A 19423-nucleotide genomic window follows, 5' to 3' on the forward strand; every position below is an offset into this window, starting at 1 on the left:
TTGAGTTACAGTTTTGTAATGATTGACAAAAATCGACCCATTTGGCGCTTTTGCTGGCATTTTAATTCCAACTATGGAAATATGATATAGTTATTGCCAGCAAACTGCAATATAACGAAACCCTGTTTCGGATTTACACTATTCTGCATAACGACTATGCCTAGAAAGGAATCGATTATGGTTACATACGGATGCCTCGCCATATTGTTTCTTTTTGTCCTTATAAAAGGGATCTCGCTCTTTTTCCAGGGCCGTAAACCCGTAACACGTGAGGATTCGGACCGTACCCTATACACTATACTGAATGGTGAGCGTGATTAAGCATGAGTGCCAAACAAGTGGTATCCATCAGACCTTTTAACCGAACGACATATGCTTTTGAAAAGCTGCACGTCTGCAAGCGCTGCGGACAATATACCTGCTTGTGGGAGGAGGAGTGTACCTCCTGTGGTCGCAGCGCTCTCGTTTCTGTCCAGGAGCGTGCCGGCTCACGAGTGAAACGCCGGATTGCACGCGATCTGTTCCTTGCGGCTATCCTCGGAGCTGCCGCCACCTATTTTGGTGAAACCACGGATCAGACCATGATGGCAGCCACAGTAACCCTGCTGCTGATCGGATGGCTCATCTTCATGCATCACCGTACCTTCCCTGCCCAGCAAAACCGGCAAATGAAGCGCATGTTAAACGAAGACCGGGAAGACATCCGTCAGGGTATCAACCGAAACTGGGCACTCGTGGCCGAAGCCCGCAAAGAAGACGAGGCACTCGCTTACGAGATGCTGCGAGAGATTGGATCGCTCGTCTACAATGATCGAATACGTCTTCAACAGGTTGCCCTGCTGCAATCCTTCGTACTGCGAAGTGATATGGATCTGCAGCTCCAACCTCTGCTGCTGCACAGCTTCGAGCGGCTGCTCGCCGAATATATCGGCGAAATTGCCCGGCTTAAACCGGAGTTGATCCGTGAAGATGCCATCCGGTATATCGCCACATACGAAGTTAATATTTTGCAGCTGCACAACGGAATTCAGATTCTGACCGCGGTAGCTGCCGCGGCTGTGCGTAAAAGCAAATATATTGAGTTATTCCCAAGTCTTATTACCCGCTACGCACGCTTTATGCCCAAAGATCGATTCATGCGTCTCTATCGTACTCTTGAGCTGTATCCTGGCAAGGCACGTGGCGGTTTGGCCGAATCCGTTGGGAGAGTATATAACGAGAAATATCGGGACAACGCTGCAGATGTTCATGTCTAGAGCTGATGCATGTGGGTTGCATACGTAAATTAGTGCAAACTCATTCCCCTTATATAGACGAACCGAGATGGATTTACCCCTGCATACCTCTCGGGACTGGCTTGTAATTGCATGATTTTAATCATATAAGCTTCGCTGAAAAAACACCCCATCCTTAGGTCTAGGATGAGGTGTTTTGATGTTTGGAAAATTTATGTCTTGGAAATCCTTATCTGCCCACAATCTGCGACACTTATGATTTACACGGATGGATATTTCAACGATGTGCATAAAAGTTATTACGTACGACATAAGTGAAATCCGGTTGTGTATATGCATGTCAAAAAGGGCCGCGACGAAATTCCGTCGCGACCCTTGATCGAGGACTCGGTACATCAGTACCCGAGTCCTCTCGTACTCTCGCCATGCTGCTCTCCTCTGCCTGACGTTCAAACTCATCGTCCAGCGCGGCTGCACTGCCGCTGACGACAAAGATTTACCGTCCGCGACGGGAATCGCGGCGGTCACCTTTGGCCGGTCCGCGTCCTGCGGATTCCGGACGGCGATTGCCCTCGCGGCTGGAGCTACGCTTGTCCGCGCTGCGGCCAGCCCAGCCGCTGCTGCGCTCATCGCCGCTGCGACCTGCCCCGCGTCCGCCTTGACCCGCACCGCGGCTATCGCTGCGTGCCGAACCGCGACTGCTGTCGCTGCTGCGTGCGGAGCCACGACCTGCGCTGCGCTCGTCGCCACTGCGGCCGCCGCTACGACCACCGCTGCGTCCACCTTCACCACCGCGGGAGCCACGACCTCCACGTCCGCCTTCATTGCGGCCGCTACGGCCTGCGCCACGACGGGCACTGCCTGTTCCGGCAGAGCGCCCACCCGAACGTTCATCATTATCTTGACTGTTGATGGAACGTCTGGCTGCTCCGGTTGAGGCCACTGGACCATCGCTTGTCCACTGGATCCGGGTCAGCTTCTGATTGGTTCCTTCCTCAATACGCGCAAGCTCCGGTCTGTCATGTTGTGTTGCAAACGTCACAGCAAGGCCCGTCCCGCCAGCACGACCCGTACGACCAATCCGGTGGATATAGCTTTCCGCGTCATGTGGAATGTCATAGTTAAATACATGCGTTACGCCTTCAACATCCAGTCCGCGTGCAGCCACATCGGTAGCAACGAGGATTTGCAGTTTTGCGTCACGAAACGCCTTCATAACATTCTCACGCTTGGATTGGGAGAGGTCCCCATGAAGCTCGTCGCTTTCGTATCCTGCTTCGCGCAGATCTTCATTCAGTTTGGATGCGCGTCGCTTGGTCCGGCAGAAAATAATCGCCAGATACGGGCGATACGTATCAATCATGCCGCGAAGTGCATCAAACTTGCCACGATCCGTGCACTCCAGCACCTGCTGACGAATCTGATTGATCGGGATAACCGATTTCGAGGATACTTTCACGTCTTCAGGATCTTTCATGTAGTTCTTCGCCAAGTTGCGAATGCCCTTCGGCATCGTTGCCGAGAACAGCATCGTCTGACGCTTGTGTGGCAGTTCACGAAGAATGGTTTCCACATCCTCCAGGAAGCCCATGTGCAGCATTTGGTCCGCTTCATCCAGCACCAGTTTCTTCACGTTATCCAGCTTCAGCGTGCCACGGCGCAGGTGATCCAGCAGCCGTCCTGGCGTACCGATGACGATCTGAGTGCCATTCTGCAGCTTGCGCAGCTGTTTCTCCACGTCCTGTCCGCCATACACAGCAAGCACATGAAGCTTATCGTCATTCGCCGTCAGCTTCTTCGCTTCCTCTGTAATTTGCAAGGCCAGCTCACGCGTAGGGGCGATAATTAAGGCCTGCGGCGAGCGGTCCGATACGTTGATTTTCTGAATAATCGGCAGCAAAAAAGCCAGCGTTTTCCCTGTACCTGTCTGTGCCTCAGCAATAATGTCACGTCCGCCTAACAGTACGGGAATCGAGCGCTCCTGTACTGGTGTCGGCACGGCGATACCCTGATGTTTCAGGATTTCGCACCATTCTGGGCGAATGCCCAGTTGTTCAAAGTTTGCCAATCGTTACACCTCTGTATGTTCATTTAGATAAGCCCATTTCCATGTATTCTTCCCATTGAAATGGATTTTCAAAAAGCAATCAGTCCGTCTGCTCTTTTTCTCCATACCGTGTAGTTTACACGTTTGTCCAGCAAAACAAAAGGGTACCGGACATGTTCCGGCACCCTTTTACTGCATTTTATGTCCAAGAGGTTATTTATTCCAATTACCCATGGCTCTGTGAGACCGCAAACCCGCTTCTCTCCAGCAAGCGCGAGCTTTCCTCGTTCAAGCCCCGGAGATGCACCGTTTTGCCCAGTTTCGCATATTTGAACTTCACCTTACCTATGGCAACAACTGCCGTGTTATCCCAGATATGTGATCCACCAAAATCAATCGTGATCTCTTCCGGATCCGTCTCGGCATGGAACTGATCCACGAAGCGGGATGAGGAACCGAAGAAGAACGGACCATGAACGCGATATACCTTTTGTCCCTGCTCCTGGCTGGAATGAACACGGATCTTGGCCTGTTTCCACCCAAAATGCAGGGCGCTGAGCACAACGCCGACCAATACACCGATGGACAGATCGTTAGTGATGACTACGATAACCACCGTGACCACCATAACGAAGGCTTCCGCTCGGGGAACACGTGCAATATTTTTGACAGAACTCCAGTCAAACGTACCGATACACACCATAAACATGACACCTACCAGCGCACCCATCGGCACCTGTTTCACCACTCCGCTGAGCAGCAGCAACAGGATGGCCAGAAAAGCTCCTGCGGTAAATGTGGACAGCCGTCCCCGGCCGCCAGACTTCACATTAATGACGGATTGTCCGATCATCGCACAGCCGCCCATTCCGCCGAATAACCCGTTAACGAAGTTGGCAATCCCCTGACCGCGCACCTCACGGTTTTTGCTGCTCTTGGTCTCCGTCATTTCATCCACAATGGTAGCGGTCAGCAATGATTCCAGCAAACCTACCAACGCCATAGTGAATGAATAGGGCAGCAAAATCATCAGCGTGTTGAAGGACCACTCAATATTGGGCAGATGGAACATCGGGAGGGTACTCGTCAAATTCCCCATGTCGCCAACCTGTTTCACATCCAGATGAAACACCACCGTAATAATCGTCATTACGATGATCGCAATGAGAGGAGCCGGAATGCCTTTGAAAAACCGGGGCAAAATATAAATGATTGCCAGCGTGCCTGCGACCATCGCATACATGATCCAGTTCGCGCCTGTAAAATGCGTCAGCTGGGCCATGAAGATCAAAATCGCCAGGGCATTCACAAAACCGGTAAGCACCGAATGCGGCACAAACGTAATGAACTTTCCAACTTTAAAAATCCCCAAAATAAACTGAATAATCCCCGTCAATATCGTGGCCGCAAACAGGTATTCCACGCCGTAATCCTTGACGAGACCAACCATCAGCACCGCCATGGCGCCCGTAGCAGCCGAGATCATCCCTGGTCTTCCGCCTGCAATCGAGATCACGATTGCGATCGTAATCGATGCGTATAATCCGACCATGGGATCAACACCCGCAATGATGGAGAAGGCGATGGCTTCCGGAATCAGCGCCAGCGCTACTGTAATTCCTGCCAGCACATCACCGCGAATGTTGCCAAACCATTGTTGTTTTAACGTATTCATATGTTCTTGCCGTTCCTCCTACACGTATAACCCCGTGGGTTGATTACCTGCAATGCAGCAGCTCGGCACGTCACTGACCAACCACGACAGGGCAGCACAAAACAACGGAACACTCCCTCCGCATCATGGCCTGTACATGTTGAATATCAGAAGCTCTTCTTCGGCAATTCATTGTCCGAAGTCTGTAGCCTTCTGCTTGATCCGTTCCAGTGCGTTCCGAATGGTTCTGTTACATCATTCAGGTTCTAGCTTAGAAGACGTCAGAAACTGACTCCTGATGTCTCTGGTCTTCCCCTCTCAGAAAGACCGGGTCCGTTATGTACTGACCTATTATTATAGACAGGACGATCCTTTTATACGAACAGGCTATATCTTCGCTAACGATAGATTATCCTGGGATATCTCTTATTTTTATAATATATCTCGGTTATGCTCTATTTATCTGTTTTATTGAGAATGCATTATTTTCCATACAAAAAGAGTTGTTAATGCTCCTTCGCTAAGGAGCATTAACAACTCTTCCTACTACTTTATTAATCTAGAATCTTCCCGATTTGAATATGGAATAGAGCAGGAAGGCCACCATCAGTATGGCAACCAGGAAGCCGATCTCAATAACCGGAATATCCCACAGCATCGTTGACTGATGACTAATCGAGGAACCAATAATGAGTCCGACCATGATGATACAAAAAGCGAGCAGCACGATGCTGAAGGACAGTCGGTTACTGATCTGGTCCAGCCTGCGCATCAGCGTCTCCAGCTCGGGTACGCTGACCTCAAGCCGCAGCTTACCCTTACTGATGATGGAGGACAGCTGCCGGAGCTGCCCCGGCAGTCCGATGACACTCTCAGCCATGTCAGCCGCACTGCGGAACAGCCGATTCTTGATTCTGCCCGGACTGAACCGGTCCTTAATCAACTTCCGGCCGAAGGGTTCAGCCATATCCACGATGCTGAGCGATGGATCCAGATGTTCGATCACACCTTCCATCGTGAGCAGCGATTTCCCCAGCAGCACAATGTCGGCTGGCATGACAACCCGGTGTCTCTGCGCGACACCAAACAGATCATTGAGCGCCTGGCCCACGCTGATTTTGGAAAAGGGAATGTCGTAATATTTGCTGCGCAGCTTGTCCAGATCGTTGTGGAGGCCGCGGAGATCCATATCATCAGGCATCATGCCCAATTTCTCAATCGCACGGATCATGCTGTCTGTATCCTTGCGCATCAATCCGATGATGAGCGAAGCCAGATGCTGCTTCATCTCGTCGCTCAGTGTGCCGACCATGCCGAAATCGATAAAGGCCAGTCGTCCATCCTTCAATACCATCAGGTTGCCGGGATGCGGATCCGCATGGAAGAATCCATGAATAAAGATCTGATTCAACAAGGAATCCACCAATCGCTGGGCAATGTCATTCAGGTCATGTCCACGTCTGACCAGTTCGTCACGATCATTCAGTTTGATGCCCTCCACGTATTCCATGGTTAACACGCGAGAAGAAGTCTGATCCCAGTAGATTAGCGGAATTTTGACTTTGTTATCCTGTTGGTACTGCTGGGCGATCTTTTCGGTATTCCGTCCCTCGACGGTGTAATCCAGTTCAGCCATCAGTGCCTGGGCGTATTCCTCTACCATCTGCGGAATCTGATACTGTTTCACCCAGTCCCATCGCTTCTCCGCCATTGCCGTCAGCTCACGCAGAATGTCCAGATCACGCTGTACAATCCGTGAGATGCCGGGACGCTGGATCTTGATGGCGACTGCCTCACCGCTTCGAAGCTTGCCCAGATGCACCTGCCCGATGCTGGCTGCAGCCACAGGGGTATCCTCGAACCGGGAAAAGATCTCTTCCAGCGGTGTATCCAATTCCTGTTCCAAAATCCCCCGTGCCGTTTCCGAAGAGAAAGGCGGTACCTGATCCTGCAGCTTCACCAGTTCACGGATGACCGGCTCAGGCAGCAGATCCGCCCTTGTGCTTGCCAGTTGCCCCAGCTTGACGAAAGCCGGCCCCAGCTCCTGCAGCACCAGCCTGATCCGTTCACTAAGCGTTTTGGTCGTGTGTGCTTCACGTGACATCCACCGCCGGGGTATGGCCAGCAGCTGGAACAGCCCCAGCTCCTCGACCATATAACCGAAGCCATGACGCACCAGCGCCATGGCAATTTCCCGGTATCTGCCGACATGTTTAATTCGCACAGCCATCTACTCGATCTCGTTTCCTTTGTGCGGAGGAGGAACTTCAAGTGGAGCTGGGGATACCTCTGGTTGAAGCTGTGGTGTGTGGCCCAGTTCGGCGAGCTTTTTCTCCAGTACCGCAACGCGCTGTTCCAGACTGGTCACATCGCTCTCCGAAGGCACGCCTACTTCCTGAAGCACCCGCTTGACCTGCTCATGAATTACTCGCTTGAGCTGGCCCTGTTCTTCGTCGCCCCGTTCCATCAGACGCTCTACCAAGGCTTTGGATTCACCGGGCGCAAGTTCCCCGCGCTTGACCAGCTCATCTACGGTTTTTTCGATTTTTTCCTTACTTACGACGGTAAGACCCAACCCTAATGAGATCGCCTTTTTGAACAAATCGCTCATTCTTGTCATCCTCCTCTTCGTTAATCTCTATATTATACCCTTTATAACCAGCACAACAAAGAATTGGTCAGGTTACACGTAACGCGCTGCCCATTTGCCGGCCTGCAGAATCAATTGGCGATAAGACTCGTTTGCAAAAGAGGGCACATGATGTCCTGGCATAAGGTACACAATCCGGCCCAGCCCATAGGTATGTGCCCATGCCGCGGGCTTAGGACCTTCCTCGGTTTGATATTCAAGCAGGATCGTGGTTTCGGCAAATGATCCGAACTCAAACAGATAAGGCTCCTCTTCCATGGTGAATCCGGTAATCCCCTCGGTCACGGGGTGTTTATGTTCCGTTACGGTAAACTCCAACGGAGCATACGGTGGATGATGCAGGAATTTCGCACCAATCATTTGCTTGAGTTCATAACGATTTTGGAGCGAAATCCCGTTATGTAGAATAACCAGTCCACCTCCATTGCTCACGTAGGACAGCAATCCAGCCGTCTGCTGAGGAGAGACTTTCCCTTTCCAATCGTCCATGTATGAAATACATACATCGAATCCCGATATATTTTCCTGCAGCAGCATGTTACGATTCTCGCTGCACTGCACGGTCATGCTATCATGAAAAATACGGCTGATCTCTGCGTCGACATCCTGCAGCGGATGCCAGTCCGGATGTGTATAATCGCCGAGTAACAATGCCTTTTTACGATGGTCCATTAATAAAACTCCTTTCATGTTAAACCTATATAAAATGAGAAATAGCGTAAAGTCCCTCTCACTTTATAAACAAGATTACCAGGGAAGCTCGTCCCCCTTGTAGTCTACATACGCAGGCTGATCCCCCATAAAATCCTTGTGGCGGTCAATGAGTGCTGCGATGTGCTGTGCCGATTGTTCTGGCGTGAGGTCTGCAGCGGTATTCAGTTCCCCGCTCATATAGCTCTGCACCCACCCGGGATGGATCAGCATGACCTGTCCACCTTCATCCTTGAGCCCATTATGCACAAGCCGGGCCTGCATGTTCAGTGCAGATTTGGACATACAGTAGGCGAACCAGCCATGCCTGCTGCATTGCTCAATACTGCCTGCCTCCGACGAAATGTCTACGATCAGCTTGTTCGCTCCCTCAAGAAGGAGGGGCAGCAAAGCGTGAGTTACACGCAGCGAACCCAGGGTATTCACATTGAATACCTCCGCCATTTCGGCAAAGTTTAGTGGTCCGCGGACATGATCCTCAATATTCCCTAGTATAGCCGCATTATTGATCAGCATATCCAAATGATCTGTGTCCAGTTTAATTGTTTCGGTACACAGCGCAACGGACAGATCATCGGCAATGTCCAGCTCAATGACCCGAAGATGCTTCGGATAAGCCTGCGTGAGCAGACGGATTCCTTCCGATTCCTCCATGCCTAGACCTGCAGCGTATACGGTGTATCCTCTCTTCAGCATTTGCGCTGTCAGTGCCAATCCCAGACCACGCGCCGCCCCGGTTACACATACGGTTTTCACCATGCTATCCCTCCCTCGCAAGGTTAATCTGTCTTTAATTCATTCCACATGGTCAGGCAAAAACCTCTAATTGTAAACAGGAAAGCTCAACTTCACGACCAAAGTCTCATGATGTGACGCGTGAAGAATTCTCTTTTCTGTTATTGCTTAACCAGAAAAATCTCTCTTCAAATATGCTGACCACTTCTTCTCAGTCGGTATGCCAGACAATGCCATACCCATCTCTTTGCCACACCCGGATGAGAACCAAGATGTATATGGGTATACCCGGCTACAACGTTACCTCTGGCATATCCCTCCTGCTTCATACCCCGTAATCCCTTAGTCTCATAAGCATAGGGAATGCTGCCTTCCTCTTGGTAGGTCATAGTTGAGTAATGAAACTCGTGGCCCCGTATGACATCACCTTTTTCCAGCAAAAAGGAATCCTCTACAGCTCTGGCTTCGCGGTATCCGAGTGCTGCACGCTTCGCTTGCATCTGTACTTGGGCAGGGATAATGCCTGCCATGTTATATGTTAGCCCTTCTCGGTTTGTTAACGTTTCCGCGAGCACCATATAACCTCCACACTCCGCAAACAGTGGCATATCACCACGAACGGCCTCGCGCAGTCCCTCCAGAAATAACACATTATCTGCGATCAATGCCGCAAACTCCTCCGGGAAGCCCCCGCCAAGATAAATGCCATCTGCCTCAGACGGTATGCCTTCCCCTGCAAGAGGACTGAAGTACTTTAATTGGGCTCCGGCTGCTTCCAGCAGCTCCAGGTTGTCCGGGTAATAGAAATTAAAAGCGGCATCCCGCGCAACGGCGATGACTGGATAGGACGAAATCTCTCGTTCATCGGGCTGTCCTGACGCGCTGTCTCCGCTGCTCTTCAAGTCGGCTCCAGACCACAGAGAATCTGAGTTTTGCCTTGAGACATTCTCGCGGCTGATGGCTAACTCTTCTATAGAAGGGGCAGCCTTGGCTATGGCAACAATGGCATCCAGATCGGTGCCTTCCAGCAGCACGTCCGCTGCCCGCTCAAATAACGGCTCCAGTTCCCCTCGCTCGATGGCAGGGACCAACCCCAAGTGACGCTCGGGAATCGACATGTCCTCCTCCCGTTTCAGCCAGCCCACCACAGGAATACCGCACATCTGCTCAATGGCTTTTTTCACGATACTGTAGTGGCCAGCACTTCCGCAGCGATTGACGATCACACCAGCAATGTTAAGCTCTGGCTCCAGCTGCTGAAAACCAAGCACGATGGCAGCTGCACTACGTGCCATGCTGCGGACATCCACGACCAGAATAACCGGAGTCTGTGTAACGAGGGCGATCTCCGCCGTAGACCCCGTATTGCTTAGAGGATCCTTGCCATCGTACAATCCCATGACACCCTCAATAATGGAAATATCATGTCCCGCTGACGCCTTGGCAAATGCGTTTCTTACGTACTCCGGGGATGTCATCCATGCATCCAGATTCCGCGATGCTCTACCCGTTACAGCCGTATGATATGTAGGATCAATATAATCCGGCCCACACTTGAAGCCCTGTACGCTCATTCCGCTCCGAGCCAGTGCTTTCATCAGGCCCAGGGTCACCGTCGTTTTTCCTGCCCCGCTCCCCGTTCCGGCGATGATCAGTCGGGGTCTGGCATGTTGATTTGAAATGCTCATCATCAATTTCCACCTTTCTGAGATATAACAAAACCGCACCTATATACGATGCGGCCTAAATAATACATAGTTGCTTCATCTCGTGAAGCGCATTGTATTATTCCAATATAATTTAGTCAAAAGGGATTCTCGTTACGGAAATCGTCAGGTTTCCGCTCTTCTTCTTCTCCAGCAGCCAGTGGTCTGCTCCGGAAGACAGCAATGCCGCAGGCTCGCTCACACCGTAAGCTCCTGTATATTTATATACCGTCTCGGACGGGTTTGGAAGCTTGACTGCATTCAGCTCGGCTGGCGTATACGTCACGAGTTCCCAGCCATATTTGGCGCATAGAGCCAGCAGGCCTTCTTCATCCTTTTTCAGATCAATGGTGGCTATGTTTCGTACGCTTTTCACCGAAAGAGACAACTCTTCCAATGTGGCGAGCATCTCCTGTTCCAGTTCTTCCATGGATGTACCGCGGTTGCAGCCCATGCCCAGTACGAGACTCTTCGGACGATACAGCACACCATTTGTCAGGAAACGTGTCTGTTCATCTTCGGTAAGCAGGCGGTCACTGACCACAAGTGCCGCGTTGAACGGAAACGACTCGGTTTCCTCCATGCTGCTGAAGACGCGGATATGATCCGGTACAGGCTTGTTATATCGCCACCAGTTCCGCTCTCCCGTCTCCTGAATCAGAGCAACAGGCTCCTCGTTAACAACAGCTGCACTGACTGGCGTTGCCTTGTCGAAGCTGTCCACAACCCAGCCCAGCTCCCGTCCGAACATGTCTACCGGGATCGTTCCTTGGACGTCCGAGGCCGTTGTGATCACCGCGCGTGCTCCGAGCACTTCCGCGACCTGACGAGTCAGTTCATTCGCACCGCCAAGATGGCCCGACAGCACGCTGATCACATTCTCGCCGCGGTCATCAATGACCAGCACGGCAGGGTCGACTTTTTTGTCCACCAGCAGCGGGGCGATCATGCGGACTACCGCTCCCAGAGAGATAAACAGAATGATGCCATTGTATCGCTTGAACAGATCAGGCAAAATCAGCTTCACCGAGCCTTCAAACAGCTGATAACCCAGCTCTTTCTCATCCCCGCGGGCAAACTTGCTCATGTAATACACGTCCGTACCCTGGAATTGTCCAGCCAGATGGCGTACCATCTCCACACCATGCTTCGTAATGGCCACGGCTGCAAACGGGTTACTCACCGGACTTCACTCCTTTGCGATAACCATGGGTGAAGGATTTGTCATACAGCTTGGACCGGTGGGCATCCCGGTTCACGAGATCGGGATCAAGCGCCCATCCTGCCAGAATCATGGCATGCATCGTAATGCCTGCGGCACGCAGATCGGCAGCCAGATTGGCGAGCGTAGTCCGTACAATCTTCTGATCCGGCCAAGTCGCCCGCTGCACAACCGCCACCGGGGTATCTTCGCTCCACCCTGCGGCGAGGAATTCGACCACGACTTTTTTCGCCAGCGTTGCACTCAGGAAGAGGGCCACCGTACAGTGATGCGATGCCAGATCACGCAGCTTCTCGCGTTCAGGCACTGGCGTACGTCCTTCTGCGCGTGTAAGGATTACGGTCTGCGTCAGTTCCGGCACGGTAAGTTCTGCTCCGAGGGCTGCTGCCGAAGCAAAGACCGAGCTCACCCCCGGAATAATCTCATATTCCACGCCCTGCTGTTTCAGCAGTACCATCTGTTCCAGAATTGCGCCGTACATCGCCGGATCACCGGTATGCACACGAGCGACGCTGCGGCCTGCCCGGGTGGCTTCACACATCAGTTCAACCTGCTGCTCCAGATCCATGCCGGAGCTTTGCAGCACTTCTGCTTCAGGCTTTGCCGTCGCAATCAGTTCATCGTTCACGAGTGAGTCGGTGTACAGGACCAGATCCGCGTTTCTCAAAATGTTCGATCCCTTCACCGTAATCAGTTCCGGGTCGCCCGGGCCTGCACCTACGATATAAACTTTCGGTTCAAGTGTTTTCATTTGCTCACCACCATCAGGCTCAGATATTCCAGCTCCTGCCCTTTCAGTTCACGGGCATCGCGCCAGACCAATTCATATGGGGAAGTGACTTTGGTGACAACTGAGGCTTTGCCGCCGAGTCCCATCTCGTCCAGCAATTCAAGCATCGGGTCCAGCACCTTGGCCACTTTGATAAATACAATTGTATCGTGATGCTCAATTGCCTGACGCATCGCTTCCTTATCGGCGGTTGCGGGGATAATACCCACCTGCTCGTCACCGTCTGCCAGATGGATGTCCAGTGCTGCTGCGGCACCCAGTACAGAAGAAATTCCCGGAATCGAAGCAATCGGGACTTCGGGATGCAGTTCACGCATCAGTCGTGCCAGATGGATAAAGGTACTGTACAGGTTCGGATCACCTTCCGTTACAAAGGCTACATCCTTGCCTTCCTTCAGCGCACCCCAGCAGGCTTCAACAGTTTTGCCCCACTCCCGTTCAAGGACAACCGGGTCCTTGGTCATCGGAAAGATCAGGCCGAGCATCTCTTTCTCTTCCGGGTTCACATACAGTTCCACGATTTCGTGGGCATACGATTTGCCGCCTTTACGCTTCTTCGGATAGGCAACCACCGGACACTCCCGGATCATTCGATATGCCTTCACCGTAATCAGTTCCGGATCTCCCGGCCCGACACCCACGCCATACAGCGTACCTACTGCTGCTGCCGTACTCATGTTGTTTTCCCCCTTATCCTGTCCTTGAAAAATCATTCTTCCGCTCCAGCTTCCGCTTCCTCTGCTGCTGTATGCTGGCCTGTGATCACGTAAATCGGATTCAATCCGTCAAAACGGGTCATGTTCAGAATCGGCTTGCTGCGTGCCGTCTGAAGCAGCGTTACCGATGCGTCCATGCCTGCTTCGCGCATCGCCTTCATGCTGTCATGCAGCGTCTCGATCGTCGCTGCATTCACGACGATGCGTCCCTCCGGGCGCAGCCGGGACGCGCACAGGGCGATCAGCTGGGCAAGCTCGCCGCCGCTGCCGCCGATGAACACCGCATCGGGATTCGGCAGTTCGTCCAGCCCTGCTGGTGCTTTGGCATGAAGGATGGTGAAGTCCGTCCGGAATTTGATCCGGTTGGCCTCGATGTTCACGAGGTCACCTTCATTCTTCTCGATGGCGAAAACCTGGCCTCGCGGCGCAAGCCGCGTGCACTCGACCGCCACCGAGCCTGAACCTGCGCCGATATCCCACACGATGCTGTCCTCGCCAAGTCGCAGCTCCGATAGGCTGAAGGCGCGAACCTCGCGCTTGGTAATCAGGCCCTTCTCCGGTTTGCGCTGATGGAATTCCTCATCCGCAAACCCAAACCCTTTGCGCGGCGCAGGCGCATCCTTGCGGCGCAGCAAAATGACGACGTTCAGCGGGCTGCATTCGGCTGCTGCCAATTCGTCCAGGGTGTAATGGCGGGCACGCTCGTCTGGCCCGCCGAGGTTCTCGGCAACGTAGGCATCATACTCGGTCATGCCGAACTGCTGCAGATAAGCCCCAACCGCAGCAGGGCTGTTATGCTCGTCCGTGAGCAGCGCAATTTTGGCTTGCCCATCAATGCGCTGTGCGAGGCCCTTGAGCGGACGTCCGTGCACGCTTTCGAGCACGGCGTCGTGCCAGCTTTCGCCAAGCTTGGCGAATGCCAGCTGCAGCGAACTGAGATTAGGTCGGATCTCCAGTTGATCCGGGCCCAGCTTACGCGCCAGATACCCGGCAATGCCGTAGAACAGCGGGTCTCCTGAGGCAAGCACAACGATGTTGTGCGTGTCCTGCAGCGCTTTTATTTTCACAACCAAATCGCTTAATCCACTCTTAATCGTGAGTTTCTCCCCTGCAAATGCAGGGAAATACTGCAGCTGACGTTCGCCGCCTACGAGTACATCCGCTTCCTGAATCAGATTCAGATGATCTGCCGTTAACCCTGCCGCGCCTTCTTCACCTACGCCGATAATACGGATTCTACGATTCTTTGCTCCAGTTGCTGTCGTCCAGTTCACTGATTTCCGCCCTCCCCAGTTCCATTCCTTTCATCGTTACCAATACCACTTCGACCGTTACGCCGCCTCCCGCATGCTCCAGACAGTGCCTACAGGCATATGTACATAGCTTCTCAAAATAGGGTAAATACCCCGCCTCGGTCATCATATCGGCCACTTGAGTCGCCGTGTTGGCTTCCTCGATCGCTTGCGCCAGTTCGTCTCCGGCCCCGGTCTCGCGGGCCACGGACGCAAGAAATCCAAAATCCACCGGCGCACTCTTGGAGTGCACCATCATGACCCCTTGGGCCACTTTGGCAAATTTGCCCGGCATCCCGACCAGGCTGATGCGTTTCATGCCCAGTCGTTTACCGTGTTTGATGGCGAAGCCGACAAAGTCACCCATTTGAATAAAGGCTTCCTCGGGCAGTTCGGGCATCATTTTCATCGCATATTTCTCACTGCTGCCGCCTGTCGTCAGTACAATGTGATCACAGCCGGATGCCTGCGCAACCGAAATGGCCTGTACCACACTCGCTTTGTACGCAGAAGTGGAGAACGGAACGACCACGCCCCGTGTGCCCAAAATGGAGATGCCGCCCAGAATGCCAAGACGCGAATTCAGCGTCTTCTTGGCGATCTCTTCGCCGTCCGGCACGCTTATGACGACCCTTACACCCCTGGCTGTTCCATGTTCGGCAAGTACCTGGGTGACAGCCTCGGTAATCATACGGCGCGGAACGGGATTAATTGCCGCTTCACCCACAGGCACAGGCAAGCCGGGTTTGGTGACACGGCCTACCCCGATCCCGCCATCCAGTTCCACGCCAGGCTCGTCTCGCCAGGAGACGTGTGCAATAATTTTCGCCAGATGCGTGGCATCCGGATCATCCCCGGCATCCTTGATGGTGGCACAGGTGGCCGTTCCATCCGACATCAGTTCCTGCTCGATCAGCTCGAACGAGTGGTCAAAGCCTGCCGGCAATGAAACCACAGCCTGTGCAGGAGGGACCTCAGTTAACAGGAGCTGCGCGGCCCCCTTGGCAACGGCCGTGGCACAGGCTCCCGTGGTGAAGCCGGAACGCATCGGTTTATCCGGATCGGGTGTTTCCCCGCTTTTCATGCGTTTCTTTTCCATGGCTTTGAACCTCCCGTCCTTTCTTATCACATTAAATGGTAGGTGACACTTGGATCACTGTGTGTGCGAAGACTACGGGGTGGCCTTTACGGGTACGGATCGTTCTTCCGATCGCTGTTGTCTCCATACTTTCTTAATTATTTTTTTCATAGGAAAAAGTATGGAGACAAAGGCGAACACTTCGCTTCTACAGAGTCGATTCCGTCCCCTTCGCTACTCCTGCGTCCTCGTATACCTCGCAAAGTTCTTACTGCAACCTCATATGCTAAGCCATGCCATGAGGTTTTTCTGGAGTAACTGGCCATTTAATGCCACTAGAAGTTGGCATTGGATGGCAGTTACCAAGTTTATGGTTCATGCCTTCACACTTTTTTGAAATTGAGCGATGCTTAAGGCATGAATCTACCAGATGCACTTTGTATCATGCATGCTCTAACATTCGCTCCGTTTCAGTTGATCATGGCTACACTTTAACGAACTCAGGAATCGCTATTCGAGCCGATTTCTACATACTGATAATCTAACGAATCGTAGCGATGTTATTTCAACTTTAAGCCGATGTTCCCAGCGTTTTTGGCGCCTTTGAGCAGAATAGCTTCACTCAGGTTCGTTAGCGCTGCCCATGTATTCTTTGCTCGGTACGCTCAGTTTAGGCTGAAACAGCGACTAAACCTTCACTGCCATCAGGGAAATGGCGTTCAGGGCAGCTACTACGATCGTGCTGCCGCCTTTGCGGCCGATGTTCGTGATAAATGGGATGTCCAGCTTGCGCAGCTCGTCCTTGGATTCGGCCGCGGACACGAATCCAACAGGCATACCAATGATCAAGCCCGGTTTGGCTTCGCCTTCTTTGACCAAACGGATCAGCTCCAGCAACGCTGTCGGTGCGTTACCGATGGCGTAGATTCCTCCCTCGTACATTTTGGTCGCTTTGCGAGTTGAGATGATGGCTCTTGTTGTATTCAACCGCTTCGCTTCCTCCATCACATCCGGGTCGGAAATATGGACGTGCACATCTCCGCCGAACCCGCGAATGCGATCCTTGCTTACACCCGCCTGGATCATCTGTACGTCAGCAATGACGGATTGGCCTGCACGAAGGGCTGCAATGCCTGCCTGTATGGCATCCGGATGGAATACCATGCTGCGGCCAAGTTCGAAGTCAGCTGAGGCATGAATTACACGCTGTACAACGGGATATTGTTCCTCCGTGAATGGGTGCTCACCCAGCTCCTCGGTAATCATCTCGAAGCTTTTCCCCTCAATCTCCTGAGGCTGTACAGTTAAAGGTTTAAATTCCGTTTTGAAATCCATATGCACTCACTCCTTCGATAGTAATATGATTCAAAATGGGTCTATCCCAATTTGATCTATTCGGGTGTTCTACTGCATCAATACGCGCTTTAACTCGGAGAGTACGCCTTCAAATTCATCAAACACCGTTCCGAATTCGGCCTCTGGGCGAGAAATCAATACAACCTGAATGCCCAGCTCCAGAGCCGATTGGATTTTCTCATCTACAGCCCCGGTCTTGCCGCTTTCCTTGGTCACCATAACGGTAGTGGCATAATGCTTGTACAAGGCTTCGTTCATTTCACGGGAGAAGGGTCCCTGCATGGCAATAATATTGCGCTGTTCAACACCCAGTTCACCGCACTTCTCCATATTGTCGAGACGCGGAAGCATACGGGCAACGAGACGAATGTCGGGATCACCGAGCAGGTGCTTGGTGAAAATCTGCAGCGTTTTGCTTCCTGTGGTTAACATAACCGAACCTTTGAGCTCTTTCGCCTTAAGGGCTGCTTCATCATAGGAAGACACGACATGAAGCAGCGGATGGTCATCGTATGCAAGTCCCGTCCGCTCGTAACGGATATAAGGAATTCCTGCCTGTTTGGCTGCTTCCATGGCATTGGCATGGGCCTCCTCTGCAAAGGGATGGCTTGCATCCACGATGGCACGGCTTCCTTTTTCACGGACAAGCTGGACCATTGCCTCTATCGTCAGCCTGCCTGTTCGAACCGGCAGCCCGGCTTCGGACAGACTCTGCGCAGCATTCTCGGTTACAACCGATGTGAGTACTTCCATCTCCTGCTGCTGAATCTGCACAGCCAATTCTCGCGCATCACTTGTACCGCATAACATCAGGATCATGGACGGTTCACCTGATCCGACGCAGCTGCGACCTGAGCATGCCCAGCATCTGCTGGCGAGATATTCTCCTCGGCTTCGTCCTGTCCAACTTGATTATGCAAAGCATCTTCATGTTCATGATGCGAATGGTGCAGTTCACCGTCGTGATCATGATGGAAATCCAGTGATGCTTCTCGGCTGCTCTCGGCATGGTCGTGAGCATGGTGCTCCTCATCGTGGTGATGGTGGTGGTCATGGCTATGATCATGTGCGTGATGATCGTGGCTGTGTCCATGGTCGTGGTCATGATGGTGATGATCGTGACTGTGATCATGGTCGTGGTCATGATGATCATGCCCGTGATCGTGATCATGGTGATGGTGGTGATATTTGGCAGCTTCCAGTCTGAATTGGCAGTTGTCACAGTTGGCCGCGACCCGTCCATTCAACCCTTCGTTCGCGCGTTCCAGTACCAGTTCCACCAATTTCGGATGGAATCCGAAATATCCACCAATCTCTACCTGAATGTCCGGATTTGCCGCAGCAAACTCTGCTGTCATCTCATCAATGCGTTTAATCAGTACACCTGTGAACAGGAAATAAGGCATAATGATAATTTTCTTCGCTCCGAGCAGGAGACAACGCTGCAATCCATCCGGGAATGAGGGCTGCGTCACGCCAATAAAGCTGCTTTCGGCCCATTTATACGGCAGTTTCTCCCATAGCATCCGGGTCATTTTGAAAAAGTCACTGTTGGCATCCGGGTCACTGCTTCCCCGTCCAAGGACAAGTACGGCTGTCTCTTCATCCGTGACAGCAGCAGGCTGAGCCGCCACTGCTGCGCCGCCTTGAGTTGCGGCCACAAGGACAGGCCGAGCCTCCTGCAGACGGGTCTGCATAATTTGAACGACTTTCTCATGTACGCCAATCGGACGTCCATACACAAATTCCACTTGCGGATAACGGATTTTGGCCCGGTCGATTGCATTCGGAATATCAATTTTGGCGTGCCCTGCAGCAAACAGAATGATTGGCACCAATACGATGCGCGTTGCCCCTTGATTCACACAAGCCGTAACCCCTTCGGCAATGCTCGGTCTTGTTAATTCCAAAAAGCAGGTCTCTACCACGGTATTCTCCGGCGCTTTCTCCGCTACCGCACGTGCAAACTCCATTAACTCCCGATTCCCCTCAGGATCACGGCTGCCGTGTCCCACCAGCAAAATGGCATTCATCTCTGGCTTCTTCCTCCCTCGCCTGATCCATAGATCAGGCATCTCAATTTTATGCTGCGCTTTACTCGGTAAACGAGCCTTTCACGGAGGGTAACCTGTTACCCAATCATTTCGATCTATATAAAAGTGCAAAGAACTGTTGCAGTTGTAAGTAAAAATGTTGGATAGAAGAATCGATTTTATCGGACGATACCAAAA

The 19423-nt window shown here is 52.4% G+C and carries 16 protein-coding genes; 1 reads left to right on the forward strand and 15 read right to left on the reverse strand.

Going from position 1 to position 19423, the window contains the following annotated elements:
- The first annotated feature begins 323 nt into the window (after window positions 1-323).
- Entirely contained in the window at window positions 324-1256 is a 933-nt protein-coding gene (locus tag ABGV42_RS28310; protein WP_347384698.1) for a hypothetical protein, read from the forward strand.
- 475 nt (window positions 1257-1731) lie between these two features.
- On the opposite strand, the gene ABGV42_RS28315 is transcribed toward ABGV42_RS28310, so the two are convergent.
- The 15 genes from ABGV42_RS28315 to ABGV42_RS28385 all read right to left on the reverse strand — a co-directional run bounded on the left by ABGV42_RS28315 (window position 1732) and on the right by ABGV42_RS28385 (window position 19225).
- Window positions 1732-3303, reverse strand: a complete 1572-nt coding sequence (locus tag ABGV42_RS28315) for a DEAD/DEAH box helicase (RefSeq protein ID WP_347384699.1) — start codon at window positions 3301-3303, stop codon at window positions 1732-1734.
- 205 nt (window positions 3304-3508) lie between these two features.
- Window positions 3509-4957 (reverse strand): SulP family inorganic anion transporter, encoded by a 1449-nt coding sequence (locus ABGV42_RS28320; protein ID WP_347384700.1) that lies wholly within the window; start codon window positions 4955-4957, stop codon window positions 3509-3511.
- 538 nt (window positions 4958-5495) lie between these two features.
- Window positions 5496-7166: an ABC1 kinase family protein gene (locus ABGV42_RS28325; protein WP_239301669.1), complete on the reverse strand. Its 1671-nt coding sequence runs from the start codon at window positions 7164-7166 to the stop codon at window positions 5496-5498.
- The gene (locus ABGV42_RS28330; RefSeq protein ID WP_347384701.1) at window positions 7167-7547 is read right to left on the reverse strand and encodes a phasin family protein; all 381 of its coding nucleotides are present in this window, start codon (window positions 7545-7547) and stop codon (window positions 7167-7169) included.
- Window positions 7548-7619: 72 nt separating this feature from the next.
- A complete protein-coding gene (locus tag ABGV42_RS28335; RefSeq protein ID WP_347384702.1) occupies window positions 7620-8258 on the reverse strand; it encodes a ThuA domain-containing protein in 639 nt (212 codons plus the stop codon).
- A 75-nt stretch (window positions 8259-8333) separates the two neighbouring features.
- The gene (locus ABGV42_RS28340; protein WP_347384703.1) at window positions 8334-9056 is read right to left on the reverse strand and encodes an SDR family oxidoreductase; all 723 of its coding nucleotides are present in this window, start codon (window positions 9054-9056) and stop codon (window positions 8334-8336) included.
- 164 nt (window positions 9057-9220) lie between these two features.
- The gene (locus ABGV42_RS28345) at window positions 9221-10723 is read right to left on the reverse strand and encodes a cobyrinate a,c-diamide synthase (protein ID WP_347384704.1); all 1503 of its coding nucleotides are present in this window, start codon (window positions 10721-10723) and stop codon (window positions 9221-9223) included.
- Between the two features lie 109 nt (window positions 10724-10832).
- Window positions 10833-11921: a cobalt-precorrin 5A hydrolase gene (locus ABGV42_RS28350; protein WP_347384705.1), complete on the reverse strand. Its 1089-nt coding sequence runs from the start codon at window positions 11919-11921 to the stop codon at window positions 10833-10835.
- The gene (cobM, locus tag ABGV42_RS28355) at window positions 11914-12711 is read right to left on the reverse strand and encodes a precorrin-4 C(11)-methyltransferase (RefSeq protein WP_127537319.1); all 798 of its coding nucleotides are present in this window, start codon (window positions 12709-12711) and stop codon (window positions 11914-11916) included. The genes ABGV42_RS28350 and cobM overlap by 8 nt, the downstream gene beginning before the upstream one ends.
- Window positions 12708-13427 carry a precorrin-2 C(20)-methyltransferase gene (gene cobI, locus ABGV42_RS28360; protein WP_347384706.1) on the reverse strand — a complete coding sequence of 240 codons (720 nt, stop codon included), beginning with the start codon at window positions 13425-13427 and terminating at the stop codon, window positions 12708-12710. The genes cobM and cobI overlap by 4 nt, the downstream gene beginning before the upstream one ends.
- A 32-nt stretch (window positions 13428-13459) precedes the next feature.
- Window positions 13460-14740: a precorrin-6y C5,15-methyltransferase (decarboxylating) subunit CbiE gene (gene cbiE, locus ABGV42_RS28365; protein ID WP_347384707.1), complete on the reverse strand. Its 1281-nt coding sequence runs from the start codon at window positions 14738-14740 to the stop codon at window positions 13460-13462.
- Complete coding sequence (locus tag ABGV42_RS28370; RefSeq protein WP_347384708.1) at window positions 14703-15857, reverse strand: cobalt-precorrin-5B (C(1))-methyltransferase; 1155 nt, start codon at window positions 15855-15857, stop codon at window positions 14703-14705. The genes cbiE and ABGV42_RS28370 overlap by 38 nt, the downstream gene beginning before the upstream one ends.
- Window positions 15858-16523: 666 nt before the next feature.
- Window positions 16524-17171 carry a precorrin-8X methylmutase gene (locus tag ABGV42_RS28375; RefSeq protein WP_347384709.1) on the reverse strand — a complete coding sequence of 216 codons (648 nt, stop codon included), beginning with the start codon at window positions 17169-17171 and terminating at the stop codon, window positions 16524-16526.
- 69 nt (window positions 17172-17240) lie between these two features.
- The gene (gene cobK / locus ABGV42_RS28380) at window positions 17241-18011 is read right to left on the reverse strand and encodes a precorrin-6A reductase (protein WP_347384710.1); all 771 of its coding nucleotides are present in this window, start codon (window positions 18009-18011) and stop codon (window positions 17241-17243) included.
- Window positions 18008-19225, reverse strand: coding sequence for a sirohydrochlorin chelatase (locus ABGV42_RS28385; RefSeq protein ID WP_347384711.1), 1218 nt, complete (start codon window positions 19223-19225; stop codon window positions 18008-18010). Before ABGV42_RS28385 ends, cobK begins: the two co-directional genes overlap by 4 nt.
- Window positions 19226-19423 lie beyond the last annotated feature (198 nt).

Origin of the sequence: Paenibacillus pabuli (genome assembly GCF_039831995.1) — a bacterium.
GTDB lineage: Bacteria > Bacillota > Bacilli > Paenibacillales > Paenibacillaceae > Paenibacillus > Paenibacillus pabuli_C.

Excerpts from the sequence above, each read along its gene's own strand:
- ABGV42_RS28310 (WP_347384698.1), top strand. The coding sequence starts at position 324 with ATGAGTGCCAAACAAGTGGTATCCATCAGACCTTTTAACCGAACGACA.
- ABGV42_RS28320 (WP_347384700.1), bottom strand. The coding sequence starts at position 4,957 with ATGAATACGTTAAAACAACAATGGTTTGGCAACATTCGCGGTGATGTG.
- ABGV42_RS28325 (WP_239301669.1), bottom strand. The coding sequence starts at position 7,166 with ATGGCTGTGCGAATTAAACATGTCGGCAGATACCGGGAAATTGCCATG.
- ABGV42_RS28330 (WP_347384701.1), bottom strand. The coding sequence starts at position 7,547 with ATGAGCGATTTGTTCAAAAAGGCGATCTCATTAGGGTTGGGTCTTACC.
- ABGV42_RS28335 (WP_347384702.1), bottom strand. The coding sequence starts at position 8,258 with ATGGACCATCGTAAAAAGGCATTGTTACTCGGCGATTATACACATCCG.
- ABGV42_RS28340 (WP_347384703.1), bottom strand. The coding sequence starts at position 9,056 with ATGGTGAAAACCGTATGTGTAACCGGGGCGGCGCGTGGTCTGGGATTG.
- ABGV42_RS28345 (WP_347384704.1), bottom strand. The coding sequence starts at position 10,723 with ATGATGAGCATTTCAAATCAACATGCCAGACCCCGACTGATCATCGCC.
- cobM (WP_127537319.1), bottom strand. The coding sequence starts at position 12,711 with ATGAAAACACTTGAACCGAAAGTTTATATCGTAGGTGCAGGCCCGGGC.
- cobI (WP_347384706.1), bottom strand. The coding sequence starts at position 13,427 with ATGAGTACGGCAGCAGCAGTAGGTACGCTGTATGGCGTGGGTGTCGGG.
- ABGV42_RS28370 (WP_347384708.1), bottom strand. The coding sequence starts at position 15,857 with ATGGAAAAGAAACGCATGAAAAGCGGGGAAACACCCGATCCGGATAAA.
- ABGV42_RS28375 (WP_347384709.1), bottom strand. The coding sequence starts at position 17,171 with ATGGATTTCAAAACGGAATTTAAACCTTTAACTGTACAGCCTCAGGAG.
- cobK (WP_347384710.1), bottom strand. The coding sequence starts at position 18,011 with ATGATCCTGATGTTATGCGGTACAAGTGATGCGCGAGAATTGGCTGTG.
- ABGV42_RS28385 (WP_347384711.1), bottom strand. The coding sequence starts at position 19,225 with ATGAATGCCATTTTGCTGGTGGGACACGGCAGCCGTGATCCTGAGGGG.